Genomic DNA, 15,673 nt, shown 5'->3' on the forward strand with positions numbered 1-15,673 from the left:
ATGCGGGACCGCTACATCAAACCGGCACTGTTTACCGTCTACCGCTCACCGCCCACCGGAACCCCCTCACTTCCAGCTCATGCACCGAAACGGATGATCATCGATCAAGTTCGCCTGCGCGCCCTTCAGCTTGTCCGCATGGTAAAACTGCACGCCGACATAGTGATACACCGGGATGACGGCCGCGTCCGTACTGATCAGCAGCGTCTCCGCCTGCTGGAAGATGCTGTTCCGCTTCGCCACGTCCACCTCAGCAGCCGCTGCGGCGATCAGGCCGTCATACGCCGCGCTTTTGAAACCGGTGCGATTCTGCCCGTTCGTGCTGGTGAAGAGATCCATGAACGTGCTCGGGTCATTGTAGTCCCCGACCCAGCTGGAACGGCACATGTCATCGTCCAGATCGCGCATGGATTTCAGCCACACTTTCTGCTCCTGCTTCGTCAGGTTCACCGTCACGCCCAGCGTCTGCTGCCACATGCTCTGCAGCTCAATGGCGATGCTCCGCTCGATGGGCAGCGGCATGTAAAGATACTCCACCCTCGGGAACCCTTTGCCTCCCGGAAAGCCCGCCTGCGCCAGCAGATCGCGGGCGCGTTGCGCATTCAGCACCAGCCCCGGCGGCGGCTGGTAGTTCTCACCCGTCCCTGGCGGCACCATGCCATGCGCCACTGGTTCGCCGAGCTGCGTGATCTTTTCCACGATGCGCTTCTTGTCCACCGCCAGCGCAAAGGCCTGCCGCACCCGCGCATCATTGAAGGGCGGCTTTGTGTTGTTGATGCGGATGAACCATGATCCCAGGAACGGCCCGGTGTGAAACCACGGCTGTGACTTCAGCTTCTGCGTGAGTGATGGCGGCACCATGCCTTTGTCCATCAGCAGGTCGCACTGGCCCGTGTAAAAATAGTTCAGCGCCGTGTTCGCATCCTGCGCCGGCTTCACCTCCACGGTCGCCATCCTCACATTCGCCGCGTCCCAGTAGTCCGGGTTTTTCTTCAGCCGGATGTAATCATCCAGCCGCCACTCTTCCAGGATGTAAGCCCCGTTGGAGACAATGTTGTTAGGCTTCATCCAGGCCGTGTCATGCTTCTGGATCGTCGCCAGCGGCACCGGCACCAATGTCACGAAGGCGCAAAGGTCGATGAAATACGGCGTCGGGTTCTCCAGCTCCACCTGCAGCGTGCGGTCATCCACTGCCTTCACACCCACATGCGAAAAGTCCTTGTCCGTCTCTTCTGAAAAAGCACGCGCCCCCCGGATCACAAACATCAGGTTCGCATAGTCGGATCCCGTCGTCGGCAGCAAGGCGCGCCGCCACGACTGCACGAAATCCTCCGCCACGACTGGTCGTCCATCCGTCCACTTGATGCCGCTGCGCAGATGAAAAGTATAAGTCTTCTTATCATCCGAAACATCCCACCTCTCTGCCATCCCAGGTTCTGGAGTTCCTTCTGCCGTGCCACGACACAGCCCCTCGAAGAGTGCCGTCGAGATGCGGATCGACACCTGGTCCGAAGCCACCGCCGGATCAATCGTCTCCGGCTCCGCGCTCTGGATGAACACCAGATCCGCCCGCTGCTTCTCCGGCGCGCAGGCCATGAGAGCCAGCACACCCAATAGAGACACGGAGACGCGGAGAAAGGAAGACACGGAGAGAATGAAGAGACCCCGGAGTTTGCCCGGAGATCGCAGGTTGTCGAGTGTTCGTCATCATGACGACATCGCACACAGCGGTGTCGCGCTTGAGCACGTTCCACCGCACCCCGCAGGTTTCTCCAGCAGATTGGCTTTGATGTGACAGTTGGAAGGTCAAAAACAGAATCTGGAGGCCTCCTTGAATCTGCTGGGAAAAATCCGCCCACGCACTCCCCCCAAAGTCGGATGCCCGTTCATGCGCCGTTTCTTGCCCGATTCCAGAATGATGTCACGCTACCCATGTTCACATCAAAACACCTCTTCACACCATGGGCCTTCTCGACTCCTTCTTCGGCAAAAAGAACACGGAATCTGCCACAACAGCTCTCCCTTACTCCATGCGTGATACTTTGTTCGGCGACATGCTGGTGGATCACTTTCAGGCCAATGGCCAAACCGCCGAGGCTCCACCCTGGAGCATCTTCATGGAGGCCCGTCAGCGCCTTTCAGCCCATGACAAGGCGGGTGCCATCACTTGCTGGCAGAGCATTGTGAATGATCCGGCGCAAGAGCCGCGCTGCCATCTGCAAGCCTGGCATTACCTGCGCCAGCACGGCGTGCAGCCCGCACCTGAGCAGGCCAAGCAACTGCTCGGTGTCGTGCTTGAGGTGAGCATGCCCGGCGGGCTTGATCTCCTCGCGGCTTATGCCGATCACGCGGCACGCTACTACAACTTCTCCGGCGGCGCCATCATCTGGGAACATCCCGACACTTCTCTCGACGCGCACATCGACCAACTGTTCGAAGCCTCACGGCAGGTCGTCGAACGCATCGGCCCTTGGGACAAACCGCGCCCCGGTCCTCCTGGCAAAGAAGAGGTGCGTCTGAACTTCCTCACCCCTAGCGGCCTCCATTTTGGCCAGGGCCCGATGGACGTCCTGTCCAACGACGCCATGGGTGGGCCCATCATCCACATCGGCGCTGCCTTGATGAGCGCCATGATTGAGAAGGCTTCCAAGAAATAGCATCGCTTCTCATCGCTGAAGTCGCGGCAGCGTCCTGGAATGCGCCTGTCCTCTGGCGCTTTGGATCGGGCACGTTTGATTCGCGAGCTTCTGAAGGCAAATGAAGCTCAGACGACCTTCAGGTCTCGATGACACGAAGCTTTTCGTTAGGCCTTCGAGAGCGCCGGAGGGCCGGCGCACTCCAGGACGCTTCGCGACTTCGCAGTTGACACTGGATCGCCACAAAGCCCTTCTGGCAAAGCCATCTGCGCCCTCCGCGTTATCTGCGGTTAAAAAAGATCTCCGTCACCTCACGGAGGCGTCAGCTTGCTCACCAGATTGCTCAAATAGGGGAAGAGCTGCTTCTTGCGGCTGACCACGCCGGGCATGTCATAGATGCGCGGGCTGCGCTCATGATAGTCGATGGCCGCGGTCACACGTGGATCACCCGCCACCAGCAGCACGCTGTGATGCATGGTGATGTCTGTGACCATGAGACAGGCGAAATGCAGGCTGTGCGCGGTGCACAGGGCGGTGAGCGCGCCGTGAAGAGCGTCTTGCTTCTTCCAAAACTCTTCCAGGCCCATCTCCTCGATCTGGCTGATGCTGATGCGCCAGCCGTTTTCTTCGAAGACCTTGCGATCACCTTCAATGGCACGCGCAGGCGTGGCCTCGCGCAGCAGAGATCCGGCGGCAAAGAAGTCCTTCACAAACTGCGCCGCGTTCAGACCGGCGACTCCGGAAAGCCACTCGAGGATCTCGCGATCCGTCTGTGTGGTCGTGGGGCTGGTGAGATTCAGCGTGTCTGAGATCAATCCGGCGCACAGGCAGATGGCCGTGGCCTTGTCCGGCGTCATGCCGCGCATGCGGAACATGATGCCGACGATGGTGCTCGTGCTGCCCACGGGCTCGTTGATGAAGCGCACAGGCTCCTTGGTGCGCAGATTGCCGCTGAGGCGATGGTGGTCGATGACCTCCACGATCTCTGCTTCATCCGCACCGGTCACGGCTTGAGAAAACTCATTGTGATCCACCAGGACGAGACGCGTGCGCGGCACCTCCACGAGGTCGGACTTGGAGAACACACCTTCCAGACGACCCGTCTCTTCATCGATCACCGGGAACAGCGGCTGATGCGAGTCCTGCACGGAATGAATGAGCTCCCGCAAAGGCGTGCGTGTGGTGAAGGAACGATACTCGTGGATCAGCGCCTCCGCGATCGGGCGCGAGAAACGGATGAGCTGCGAGGCGCTCGCGGTATCCTGCGGCGCGCAGATCACGCTCACACCTTTGGACTGGGCTTGAGAGAGCAAACTCTCCCACGGTGTGAATCCACCTGTGACCACCAGGCAGCGCACGCCGAGTTCCATGGCCAGCGCATGAATCTCCGGACGGTCACCGGTCACCAGCACCACCTGCTTCGGAGGGAACTGCTTCGCGCGATCACGCGAGGTCTCCACACTCGAAGCCGCGACGACGAGCACGAGATCCTCGACCTTGTCATTGCCGTCTGTGGCGCCGGTGATGGATCCGCCCAGCGCGGCGCTCATGTTTTGCACACTGGTGCGCACCTCGCGGTTCGCCGCGCCGTGCTTGGAATCGCTCGGCAGGAAAAGCTGCGCCATCTCCTGGATCGTCGGCATGCCCAGCAGCTTCTTGTTCTCATCCACCACGGGAATGGAGCGGAAATTATGCTCCATCATCTTCCGATACACCGAGAGGAAAGTCTCGTTCGGGGTGGCTGTCAGCACATCACGCCGGCACACGATGCCCGCCGTGGGGCGCACATCCAGCAGCAGCTTCGGCGGCTCCGCGCCGGCCAGCTTCAGCACCCAGTTCGTGCGCGCATTGATCTCACCGCAGCACGCCGGCACCACCGGGTCCTCGCGCATCTGGCGCAGGTAGGCCGCGTAGCCGATGGCCGCGCAGATCGCGTCTGTGTCCGGATTGCGGTGACCGATAACGTAAATGGGATCCATGGGTGCTTTCGAATTCCTGGGTGGCGATGACGAGCCCGGAAATGCCCCAGGGACGGGCGAAGATCAAATGAATGCCCTCGGGATTCTACCGAAGAGGAAGACTCCCATGGGTGCCACACGTTCGTCCGGGGCAAATGAAGAGGGCAGAAGGGTCTCCCCTTCTGCCCTCGTTTGTTACTACTGGAGGTGCGCTTGAGACCGCTGGTCTGACTACAGCGGCACGCTTTCCAGGTCGGGCTCAGCAGCGCGCGCACTTTGGCTGGCCGCGCTGCATGTCAGCTCGTGATTGATGACAAAGACCTCCGCTTTTGGATAGGCCTTCGCGGCCTCCAGGGCCAGCTTGCTGTCACGAAACACCGCCACCGTGGTGACCATGCCCACGCGGGGCAGGCCGCCACAATAAAGCGGCATGTGGCAGATGCCGTCCCATTCCTCGATGTTCCGCTGCTGCACATCGGCGATGTAGACGTGACCGTGGGGCATCAGCTTGCGGGCCGTGACGGCGACGATCATACGGTCCAGCTCCGTGGCTCCATGGTCCACCAGGAACAGGAAGCTGTGATGACCTCCCTTGGCGCTTCCGAACTGAACAGAAAACGCAGAGAGCGCATCGCTGCGTGTGAGTTTGGGCAGGTGGACGGAGGAATACATGGCGGAAAGTGTGGAGGACTGAGATTCAAAAGAAGCCCCGGCAGGGAGCGCTGTTCCTGCCGAGGCCCAAAAAGAGACCGGGCGTCAGTAGCCGTAGTAAGGCGGTGGCGGGGCATAGTAGCGCGGCGGCGGCGCATAGTAGCTGGAGCGGTAGTAGCCGTTCGGGCGGTAACCGCTGTTGTAATAGTAGTTGCGTTGGTCGGACGAGTTGCCGATGGCGTTGCCCGCGAGAGCGCCAAGCCCTGCCCCGATGGCCGCACCTTCCAAACCGCGACCGCTTTGGTTACCGATGATGCCGCCGGCAGCCGCGCCGCCAAGAGCACCGATCACCGTTCCTGTTTGCGCATTCGGTCCCGTGGCGCAGGAGGCCAGTGAGGCGGCGGCGATCAGGGACATCATACCAAGTTGAGCGTGTTTCATCGTGAGTTCAGGGTTGAGGGTTTGCGTGGCGTTTTGCTACACCACAGACCTCACTAAGGGCATGAGGTGTGCCAAGCCCCTCTCCCCAGGGGAACGTGTCAAAATCGCCCCCAAAAAGCATGCATCCTGCACGGCCTGACCTGCATTCTGCATGAAAACAGGAGGCGCGGAATGGGGCTTATCCATCGTGCAAGAGCCCATAAAAATGGCGCTCGAATGCCTCAGTTCGGAAGATCCCCCGTCTGATCGACGGCGGCGCTCCATCAGGGCCAAAGGCCCGTCCTATACCAGCCTGGGCCAACGGCCCAGGGAACCCCCGGCAGCCGTCTTCCATCTCAGTCGAGGGCTGAAGGCCCGACCTATGCTCACACAGATAGCGTTCCTCCTGCGGACTCCGAAGATGGGGCGTGCATGGGTCGGGCTTTCAGCCCTCGGCCAGAGGGTTGTTGCCGCTACTGCCGATCTGCCGATCCTGGGGCTTAACGCCCCAGGCTGGTATAGGCCGCGCCTTTGGCGCTACGATTCCATCGATAGACAACTTCACGTCAAAGAGGCTGGCCCTATTCAAGGACCTAACCAAGACTACTTCTTCATCAAGTACCCAAAGAAGTCCTTCAGATCCGCATCGCTCATGCCGGTGGTCAGGCCTTCGGGCATGAGGGAATTATCGGAAACTAGAGATCAGAAACTGTCGCAAAGAGTCAAAAGCAGGGTGGTCAAAGTCGACCCACTTCTCTTTCATCCACGGCTTCTCAACATCTTTGCGACCGTGCAAAGCAGCGATGCCAAAGCGTTCGTTGGGGATGTCTTTCATGGCGATCCAAAGTTGAGCGCGAGCCTTGTCGTTCTTGGCGAAAACTTCGGACGGTTCCCACCCCTTTTCACGAATACAGCGAAAGAACTCTTCCACACAGACAGCTTTGGGATCATCTAACAAAGACGCCAGCCACAATGACTCAAGGGCACCACTTTTACCGCCACCAGGCAGCACGAAAACACTCGGTTGCAGATTCAGAAGCCATTCAGAAGACTGCTCAATGAGATGCCTAACACTTGTCAAAGCAGAATCGGCATCCTCATCAGCATCTCGGGTGATCGCGACTTTCTTTACCTTGTCAGTGCCAGGCAATTTGGACAAGTCTGCGAGAAACTCTGCCAGCTTTGTCTTGCCTTGGTAAGCAATGATCTGGATGTCCGACCATCCAAGCTCAGAGAACCAAGCGGAGAAAAAGTTCACCTCATCCTCTCCCTCGCAAAGCAAGAGGTTAGGCTGAGCCAGAATGAGTGGTCGGCGAGTAGTAGCCATCAGCGGATCTCCCAGTTGCGCTCCAGCATCCGCTCAAGCTCATCTTCGCCCATCGTCACGCAGTGGATCTCGCCATCCTGTCCACGCTCCAGGCGATGAACCGCAAGATCGTTCTTTGGTTCACCTTTGAAAACTTCTACAGCCGCCGCGATGCACTCTAAGCTATGCGTGGTGGCAAAAATCTGGACCTCCTCCTTCATAATGGCCGCCCGAATACCTCCCCAGACTTGGGGGAGTGCGGTCCAATGCAGGCCATTCTCGATCTCGTCAACGAGGATGATATCGGCACTCTCACCGATGATCGCGCCAAAGATTTGCACCAAACGATTAAACCCCTCTCCAAGCAACGGAAGGGCAATACGTTCAGGGAGACCAACGTCTGCATAAAGTAGACGCTGGTCAGTGTGTTCCATCGGACGTAAAGATTTCAACCTGGGTTCCAACGCGCGAAGAAACTCAACAAATCGATCCTCGTTCTCTGCTCGACGAGTCCAACGGTCGTAGTCTTTAGCGAGAGCCGTGGAACCAACCCTTTTAGTCGTCACGGTTTTCATCTCATGGGTCCACAAAGACGGATGCCAGCTTATAGTTCTTCCGTCTCGAACCTTCCGCAGCTTGACGGCCAAATTGCTTACCTGATCCTTCGCAGCCAATTCAAAAATCTGGGGACCATCGTGGCCCTGCCCGTTCACTCGGACGGCGTCTTCGGATAGATTGTGTGTCATCCATCTCCACATCTCTCGATCACTCCCTCCTTCGAATTCGGGGTCTCTAAACTGGGGTAGCTTAAACCCACCCTTTTGAGGCAGGAGAGCGATAGCTTCGAGAATTGATGTTTTGCCAGAATTGCCGGCTCCCACGATAAGATTAACTCTCGCCAGCGACTCGATGTTTAGTTTCGAGAAGCCTTTGAAGTTTTCGATCTGTAGCGCAGTCAGCATTATCGGCGGAATATGACGTTCTCGGCTGCGTAAGGCAACAGGCAAGTCTACCCATGAGCTTTCGGCGGTGATATGCCGACTTACCCAAGTCCAATTTTACTTCCAGCCCTACCTTTTCATCAAATACCCAAAGAAGTCCTTCAGATCCGCATCGCTCATTCCCGTGGTCAGGCCTTCGGGCATGAGGGAGACGGGGGAGGCTTCGAGTTTTTCGATGTCGGCCTGCTTGATGGAGGTTTTGTTGCCGGCCATGTCCTTGATGACGATGCCGCTGGCGTCTTGCGCATCCATGAGCCCCATCAGGATCTGGCCGGACTTGGTTTTCACGATGTAAGCACCGAAACCCTCACGGATCTCCAGGCTGGGGGTGAAGAGGTTGTCGAGCCAGAAATCGGCATTGGCACGGTCATAGCCCGTCAGTTCCGGCCCAATGGCACCACCCTCGGCAAACAGCTTGTGGCAGATGGCACAGCGGGCGGTGAACTGGAGCTTGCCTTTTTCCGCATCACCGAGGCCCGTCTTGATCACGGCCTTGATGCGCTCCGCCTCTTTCTTCTTCTCCGGCGTGGGGCCAGTGGCCAGGAGGCCTTTCCAATGCTTCTCGATCGCGGCATCGATCTCCCGATCCTTGTGCTGGCTGAGCTGGCGGACGATGTCCACCGTGAAGTGCTTCACCGGCACCTTCCACTCATTCACAAAGCTCACCAGGATCTGCGCCCACTCCTTGCGGCCCGCCATCACACGCAGCGCATCCTCGCGCAGCGCCTTGTCCCCAGCGATCTGGCCTTCCCAGCCTAACAACAAGGCTTCCGGAATGCGCTTGTCATCAAACTTGCCCGCTGCCTGCAGGATGCCGCGCTTCAGCGTCGCGGGATTCGTGCTCTTCAAGATGCCGACCATCGGCATCACGGCTTCCTTCTTGCCGAGCTCCGCCAAGGTCTTGGCGATGCCGATGCGCGCGGTGTTCGTGGCTTTCTTGTCATCCAGCATCTTCAGCGCTTTTTTCAGCGCGTCCTCGTTGCCGCTGCGCAGCGCCAGGGTGAGGTCACCACCGCTCTGCTTCGCCATGTAGTCGTTCAGCGCCTTCGTAAGCGCATCCGGCAGCTTCGGCATCTCCGCGCCTTCAAAGGCACCGGCAATGCCCGCGATGAACTGCCCGCGGACTTTTTCATCCTTGGTTAGGCTGAGCAACTCCGCGCAGGAGTTCAGATTCTCCTCGCCACCGGCCAGCGCATAGCGTTTGGCCAGTTTCTCGGCGAGGTGATCGGTGAAGAGTTTTGTTTTGAGGAAGGCCGGATCGGCTTTGAGGAAGGTGAAGACGGCGTCACGCTCCTTCTCCGTCTTGGCCTCCAGTGCCCACCAGGCGAGGAGCTGGAGGTGACCGCTCTCATCTTCGTGATCCCCAGCACGCAGCAGAGCCAGCGCACCTGCACTAGGCAGCCTCTTCGAGGTGGCGAGGATCTGCGCGCAAACTTCCAAATGCTTCTCATCACCCAGCGTTGGCAGGATCTGCTTCTCTCCAGCCATCTTCCAGGCCCAGCGGCGGATGTAAGGATCAGCATTATTGATGGGAAGCTGCTCTTCCATCGCGCCCAGGGCATCCAGCGCCCACAAGGTCTCCATGGTGAGAGGCATGGCCTTCAGCTTCGGAACGAGGTCCGTGAGATTTCTCCAGCCGATCTCCAGCACCGCCTGCTTGCGGAACCATTCGTTAGGATGGCTCAGGTAGCCGAGGAGGTCATCACCACTGGCCTTGCCCAGATCAAAAGGCTTCAGCTTCGGCGCGCCGCTGGCAGGGCGCACGCGATAGATGCGGCCGCTGGTCTTGTGCCAGTCATCCACCGGGCTCACGTGGCTGAGACGCGTGTCATACCAGTCCGCCATGTAGAAGCCGCCATCCGGGCCCACGCCAGCCCACACAGGGCGGAACCAGCGGTCGGTGGTGCTCATGAGATTTTCCTCATCCTTGGTCCGCCAAGTGGAGCCATCTGGCAGGCGATCGCTCACATACACCAGGTTCTGCAGCGCATTCGGCGCGATGATTTTCCCCTCATACGCACTGCCCAGCAGACCGCCCTCATAGACCGTGAAGGCCTGGGGGAATCGTTTGTTATCCCCTTCATGGCGCATGTGCTCGAACCAGCCGAAGGCGTACGGATTGGTCAGTGGACCGTGCTTGCCCCAGCCTTTGATGCCATAGCTGCCCTGCTCATAGTGCATGCCGCGCGTGGCGCCATTCGTGCCGGAGAAGAGGCGGCCCTTGCTGTCGATGTCCAAACTAAAAGTGTTGCCACCGCCTTCGGCATAGATCTCAAAGGTCTTCTTCTTCGGGTGAAAGCGCCAGATGCACTGGCCCTCCCACTTCACGTTTTTGGTGTTCGTGCTGCTGACATTCCCCGTGGTGGTGCTGCCGTTCGCGCCATAGAGCCATCCGTCCATGCCCCACATCAGGCTGGTGGCCACACTGTGCGTGTCTTCCAGACCGAAGCCGCTCAGTTCCACCTCCGGTGTGTCGCTGTCCGGCTTCGCATCAAAATCCGCATCCGGATAACTCAGCAGATAGGGCGGATTCAGCACCCAGATCCGGCCCATGCCTTCCAAGGCAGCGCTGGCGATGTTCAGACCGGTGATGACGTCCTCATGCTTGTCGAAAAAGCCGTCCCCATCCGTGTCTTCAAAGACGGTGATCTTGTCCGCGCCCTTCTCACCGCGCGGTGGTGGCAGCGGCACCTTGTCAAACTTCGCGCGCAGGTGCTGGTCATAGCTGACGATCTTCAAGCCTGCTGGAAACTGATACTGGCGATACTGCACCACCCACATGCGGCCTTTGGAATCCCAGCTGGCATACAGCGGCTGCTCCACCACCGGCTCATAGGCCATGAGATCCACCGCCACATCACTGCGCATCTTGAACTTCTTCACGGCCTCCAGCGGCGCCGTGGGCGGCGTGTCATCACGCATCACTCCGCGACCCGCCCGCGTCTCCATGATCTTTTTCACCGCTTCATTGCCAGCCACATCGTCAGGTTTGACGTTGGGATCGACGGCGACGGCTGGCAGGGCAGCCAGGAGACCAAGGAGAGGAAAGAGAGAACGCATGTGCCACACATTACGGCATCGGGCCGCGAATCCATCCGAGCGCCGTGCTGAGAAACGATATTCGTGTGATGGCGGCCATGACAGAGGCGGGCTTGCAAAAGCGGTGCTTTAGCTCTCTTCTCGCGCTTCCTTCATGTCCGTCCCCCCTTCCCCAGCCTCAGAAAAGGTGCCGACCTGGCTCTGGCCCCATCTTTTGAGCCTGGAGGCCCCCATCGTGGCCATGGCCTGGACCGCGGGGCTGGCCCATCTGCACCGCGTGCCTGCCATGCCGGGCGTGCTGCCCGGTCTCGGCCTCTGCGCCTGGATCATTTATGTGCTGGACCGGCTCATGGACACGCGCGGCAAGACCGAGGCGCAACTCGGCCTGCGTCATCGTTTTCACAGGCGGCATCGTCTGGCCTTTCTGGCGGCGGTGCTGGCAGGCATCGGGCTGGTTATCCGGTTCGGCTTCTGGACCGTGCCAGCGGACCTCATGTGGCAGAGCGCGCTGCTCAGCGTGCCCGTCATTTTTTACCTCGCTCTGTATGCAGCGGGAGGCAGCCAGTGGTTTTTCCGCGGTCTGCTACCGCTTGGGGGAGTCACACTGATCCTCTTCATTCAAAGCGCACCACTGCGCCCGAACTTCAAGATGAGCCTCACGCTGATCATCAGCGCGGTCCTTCTGATGCTCACTCTGAAGCAGTATCAGGAAAGGCTGCGATCCGCGATGAGCAAGGACCTGCTCGGCGGCCTGCTCTTCGCGCTCGGCTGCACCGCCTGGAGCCGCTTTGTGCGCAATGGGTCGGATCCCGTCGGTGGTTTCGTGGAGTTCTCCCTGCTGACCTGTCTCTTTGTTTCGAATCTCACCGGCATCTCCACTCGCGAGCTGCATTATCGCTGGCTCGCGGCTGGTTTCGGCGCTGCCGTGGGTGCGCTGGCGCTGGTGTATCAGGGCAGCCTCGCCGCCAGCATGAGCACGCTCGCCGCCTCCTGCGGCATCGGATTCGTCCTCCTGCTCATCCTCGACAGAGCCCGAGCATCCCTCTCCGAGAACGCCTACCGCGTGCTAGCGGATGTGGCGGTGCTGGTGCCGGTGGTTGGGCTCTATTGGTAGAGCGCCCTCGATCCTCGCCATGCTTCACGTTAGGCGTTGAACAAGGCTGAAGCCCCGAGGCACACCTGTTCTTTCCAGAACCTTCGTGGCGCCTCTCCGCCATCCAAAGTGGACAGGTTTTCAGCTGTCCGGGTGTGGCTGCTAGCGAGACTTTTGTGGCCTAACAGAAGACGGGTTGAAAACCCGTCCTACGGTTCCCAGCCCTCCAAACCTCGGGCATCATCCATCTATGCTCCCTGCGTTATCTGCGGTTGGAACATCGATAGCATCCTGGCACGAAAAAGGCCGGAGCGCATTTCGCACTCCGGCCTCTTGCTTCGTCAAGTCATGCCTGACGGATTGAATTTTAGTGCTCGTAGCCAGCCTCGCCGTGCTCGGCAAGGTCGAGACCCGTGTGCTCCACTTCGTCCGTCGGACGCAGGCCCACGATGACCTTCACGATGATCGTGATGACCAGGGTGGCAACCACGCTCCAGACGATCGTCAGAGCCACTGCCTTGAGCTGGTTCATCAGCAGACCGTCCATGAGCGGGGTCAGGATGCTGTTGACCTTATCATCAGCGAACACACCCGTCAGGATGGCGCCCAGAGTGCCGCCCACGCCGTGCACACCGAAGGTGTCCAGAGCGTCGTCGTAACCGAGGATCTTCTTCAGGTAAGCCACAGCGATGAAGGGGATGACACCAGCGGCCACGCCCATGATCACGGAGGAGGTGGCACCCACAAAACCGGCGCCAGGAGTGATGACGACCAGACCTGCGACGATACCGGAGCAGAAACCCAGCACGGAAGGTTTGCCTTTGAGGATCCACTCAAGCACGGCCCAGACGAAGCCAGCAGTGGCGGCAGCCAGCGTGGTGGTCATGAAGGCGTTCGAAGCGATGGCGTCAGCACCCAGGGCGGAACCTGCATTGAAACCATACCAGCCGACCCAGAGCATGCCGGTGCCGATGGCGCAGAGCACCATGCTGTGAGGAGCCATCTGCTCTTTGCCGTAACCTTTGCGCTTGCCGAGGAGGATGCAAAGAACCAGAGCGGACCAGCCGGAGGTCATGTGAACCACAGTGCCGCCAGCGAAGTCGATGGCCTTGATCGTGGCACCTGCATTAAGGGGTCCGCACATGAAACCCGTCGTGCTCCACACCATGTGGGCGAAGGGGAAGTAAACCACGAACATCCAGACAAGCACGAAGAGCAGCACGGAGATGAACTTCATACGCTCAGCGATGGCGCCCAGGATAAGAGCCGGGGTGATGATGGCGAAGGTGAGCTGGAACATGCTCCACATGGCGTCACTGATCCACCAGTAGCCGGCACCTGAAGCCGCAGGGGAGACGCCATCGAGGAACTTCATGGAGAAGTCACCGATAAAGTCATTCCCCGCGCCGAAGGAGAGGCTGTAACCGCAGGCCCACCACAGGATGGTCACCAGACCGGCGATGCCCATGCACTGCGCGATCACGGAGAGGATGTTCTTTTTGCGGACGAGACCACCGTAGAACAGGAAGAGACCTGGGAGGGTCATGAAGAGCACGAGAGCCGTGCTGGTCATCTGCCAGGCGTTGTGACCTGGGCCAGGGCCCGCGATGTTCGACTTCCAGGTGACGTCTCCATCCTTGCCAGGCTGGACGTTGGTCACATACTTCTCGAGGTCGAAGATTCGCTGCTCAATCGTGGGAGCGGCAGGTTCAGCAGGAGCCGCCGCGGCTGCGGCAGGAGCCGGAGCCGGTGCGGGGGCAGGAGCCGCCGCATCCTGCGCCCAGGTGCTGCCTGGTGTGAGTGCGATGGCCGTGGTGGCGAGAACCGCAGCGGAAAGAAGGCTGCGCCAGATTCGGGTTGGGTTGTGTTTGAGCATAGCGTCGAGATGGAATTGACTCCGAAGAAGAGCAAAGCACCCCCCGTGCCAACTTTTTGGCAGAGTGCCCATCACCCCATCTCAATCCCTCTCATTTCCGCGCATACCCCCACGCTGGAAGCCCGTAAGTACAAGGCTTCGAGCCTTTTTCAGGCCTTCTTCCAGAGCAGTGCCAGGAACAGCGGGAATTCTTTTCGAGCCCGGTTTTCAGCCCGCGAACGGGCTCCTGGCTGGCTTTCTTTATGGGAATGCCACTCCTGCAGGCCTGCCAGCGTGAGCCCGGCGGCAAAGGCCGGTGCCATGAGGTCCTGGAAATTGCGGTGAATGCTCACCGTGCTCTCGCTGTCCGCCTTTCCTGGATGCATCAGGATCGGGATGCTCAGCGTGCTGCTGTAAGCATCCACCCGGCGATACTGAATCTTCCGATCTTCCTCAAAGCCCCAGCTCGACTGCCGAGGAATGCGGAATGCGGGATGATTCAGCACCCACAGCATGCGCCCGCCCGGCTTCAGCACGGAAGCTGCGGCCAAACAAACTTTGTCGAGATGCTCCAGGTTCTGCAGGCAGAGAATCGCGGAGGCAGCGTCGAAATCACCCAGTCCACCGAGCTCCGCTGCATCACGGTCAAAATAACGGATCGGCGTGCGCCCCTGATAGGTGCGGGCTTTTTGGATCAGCGTGCTTGCAGCATCAATGCCCGTCACCAGCGCACCGCTCTCAGAGATCGCGCGTGAAAACACACCCTGCCCGCAACCGAGATCCAGCACGCGCTCACCGCGCTTCGGGTTCAGCAGATCCAGCGCCTGCGGGATCACCACCTCACGATACAGTTCCGAACCACGATCACCGATAATCTTGTCATACCAGTCAGCGGACTTCTCCCAGGACGTGCCGCCTACACTGCGATCGCCACCTCTTGGCTTCGGACCACCGCCGCGCGGCGGGCGTGGTGGATATCCCCCGCCCCGCTGATCCTGATGCTCACCGCGTCCCGGACCACCAGGTCCGCCAGGACCAGCCCCACGCGGCGGACCATCACGGCGCGGCGTGAATCGGTTAGGCGTGCGTGAGCCAGTGGGTTTGCGAGGACGTTCAGGAGTCATGCTGACTCTATGCAGCAAACTCAGGCTGGGGGAAAGCACGCGTCTTTGCCAGCTCTCGAAAAGTGAGCGTCTGCATTCTCTCGGAACCAGATCTCTTTAACCGCTAATGAGACGCTGATAAGACGCTAATAAAGAATCCCTGATTGGATCCCCATTAGCGTCTCATTAGCGTCCTATCAGTGGTTAAAAAACGCTGACCTATCCGGAAGACTAGAACCCCATCCCAGGAGGCAGGCCCAGACCGCCCGTGAGCTTGCCCATCTCCTCTGCCTGGCTGTCCTTCACGCGCTTCTGCACCTGCTGGATGGCTGAAAGCACCAGATCCTGGAGCAGGTCCACGTCCTCCGGATCCACCACCTCCTTCGCGATCTTCACGGCCTGAATATCGCCATGGCCATTCGCCGTGACGACCACCTTCCCGCCAGCCACGCTGGCCTCGAAATTCTTCGTGCTGAGCTCAGCCTGAGACTTCTTCATCTGCGACTGCATCTGTTGCACTTGCTGCATCATTTTTTGGATATCCATGCGCTGATGATAAAACACCAAGCCTTCTGCGCAACCTGATCAAGCATCGAAGGCACAGCATCCAA

Annotated in this window: 12 protein-coding genes; 2 read left to right on the forward strand and 10 right to left on the reverse strand. The window is 59.5% G+C overall.

From position 1 onward, the window contains the following. Nucleotides 1-66: 66 nt before the first annotated feature. On the reverse strand, nucleotides 67-1,647 hold the full coding sequence (locus BGE01nite_RS27645) for a peptide ABC transporter substrate-binding protein (RefSeq protein WP_246145811.1): 1,581 nt from the start codon (nucleotides 1,645-1,647) through the stop codon (nucleotides 67-69). Nucleotides 1,648-1,961: 314 nt separating this feature from the next. Here BGE01nite_RS27645 and BGE01nite_RS27650 point away from each other — a divergent pair, with 314 nt between their 5' ends. After that, nucleotides 1,962-2,657, forward strand: a complete 696-nt coding sequence (locus BGE01nite_RS27650; protein WP_146855982.1) for a hypothetical protein — start codon at nucleotides 1,962-1,964, stop codon at nucleotides 2,655-2,657. A gap of 290 nt (nucleotides 2,658-2,947) precedes the next feature. On the opposite strand, the gene BGE01nite_RS27655 is transcribed toward BGE01nite_RS27650, so the two are convergent. The 6 genes from BGE01nite_RS27655 to BGE01nite_RS27680 all read right to left on the reverse strand — a co-directional run bounded on the left by BGE01nite_RS27655 (nucleotide 2,948) and on the right by BGE01nite_RS27680 (nucleotide 11,032). Continuing rightward, complete coding sequence (locus BGE01nite_RS27655; protein WP_146855984.1) at nucleotides 2,948-4,615, reverse strand: putative manganese-dependent inorganic diphosphatase; 1,668 nt, start codon at nucleotides 4,613-4,615, stop codon at nucleotides 2,948-2,950. A 210-nt stretch (nucleotides 4,616-4,825) separates the two neighbouring features. Next, a complete protein-coding gene (locus BGE01nite_RS27660) occupies nucleotides 4,826-5,266 on the reverse strand; it encodes a hypothetical protein (RefSeq protein WP_146855985.1) in 441 nt (146 codons plus the stop codon). 84 nt (nucleotides 5,267-5,350) lie between these two features. Then, entirely contained in the window at nucleotides 5,351-5,686 is a 336-nt protein-coding gene (locus tag BGE01nite_RS27665) for a glycine zipper domain-containing protein (protein WP_170267117.1), read from the reverse strand. Nucleotides 5,687-6,350: 664 nt separating this feature from the next. Then, nucleotides 6,351-6,992 (reverse strand): DUF3226 domain-containing protein, encoded by a 642-nt coding sequence (locus tag BGE01nite_RS27670; RefSeq protein WP_146855987.1) that lies wholly within the window; start codon nucleotides 6,990-6,992, stop codon nucleotides 6,351-6,353. Continuing rightward, nucleotides 6,992-7,978 (reverse strand): AAA family ATPase, encoded by a 987-nt coding sequence (locus tag BGE01nite_RS27675; protein WP_146855989.1) that lies wholly within the window; start codon nucleotides 7,976-7,978, stop codon nucleotides 6,992-6,994. Before BGE01nite_RS27675 ends, BGE01nite_RS27670 begins: the two co-directional genes overlap by 1 nt. Before the next feature lie 63 nt (nucleotides 7,979-8,041). Continuing rightward, the gene (locus BGE01nite_RS27680; protein ID WP_146855991.1) at nucleotides 8,042-11,032 is read right to left on the reverse strand and encodes a DUF7133 domain-containing protein; all 2,991 of its coding nucleotides are present in this window, start codon (nucleotides 11,030-11,032) and stop codon (nucleotides 8,042-8,044) included. A 133-nt stretch (nucleotides 11,033-11,165) separates the two neighbouring features. Here BGE01nite_RS27680 and BGE01nite_RS27685 point away from each other — a divergent pair, with 133 nt between their 5' ends. After that, nucleotides 11,166-12,125 carry a hypothetical protein gene (locus BGE01nite_RS27685; protein ID WP_146855993.1) on the forward strand — a complete coding sequence of 320 codons (960 nt, stop codon included), beginning with the start codon at nucleotides 11,166-11,168 and terminating at the stop codon, nucleotides 12,123-12,125. A gap of 346 nt (nucleotides 12,126-12,471) precedes the next feature. On the opposite strand, the gene BGE01nite_RS27690 is transcribed toward BGE01nite_RS27685, so the two are convergent. The 3 genes from BGE01nite_RS27690 to BGE01nite_RS27700 form a co-directional block, all read right to left on the reverse strand. Beyond that, nucleotides 12,472-13,980 (reverse strand): ammonium transporter, encoded by a 1,509-nt coding sequence (locus BGE01nite_RS27690; protein WP_146855995.1) that lies wholly within the window; start codon nucleotides 13,978-13,980, stop codon nucleotides 12,472-12,474. Between the two features lie 149 nt (nucleotides 13,981-14,129). Further along, the gene (locus BGE01nite_RS27695; RefSeq protein ID WP_146855997.1) at nucleotides 14,130-15,083 is read right to left on the reverse strand and encodes a class I SAM-dependent methyltransferase; all 954 of its coding nucleotides are present in this window, start codon (nucleotides 15,081-15,083) and stop codon (nucleotides 14,130-14,132) included. A gap of 210 nt (nucleotides 15,084-15,293) precedes the next feature. Then, nucleotides 15,294-15,608: a YbaB/EbfC family nucleoid-associated protein gene (locus BGE01nite_RS27700; protein ID WP_146855999.1), complete on the reverse strand. Its 315-nt coding sequence runs from the start codon at nucleotides 15,606-15,608 to the stop codon at nucleotides 15,294-15,296. Nucleotides 15,609-15,673 lie beyond the last annotated feature (65 nt).

Source organism: Prosthecobacter gellanilyticus (assembly GCF_007992435.1).
Taxonomy (GTDB): domain Bacteria; phylum Verrucomicrobiota; class Verrucomicrobiia; order Verrucomicrobiales; family Verrucomicrobiaceae; genus Prosthecobacter; species Prosthecobacter gellanilyticus.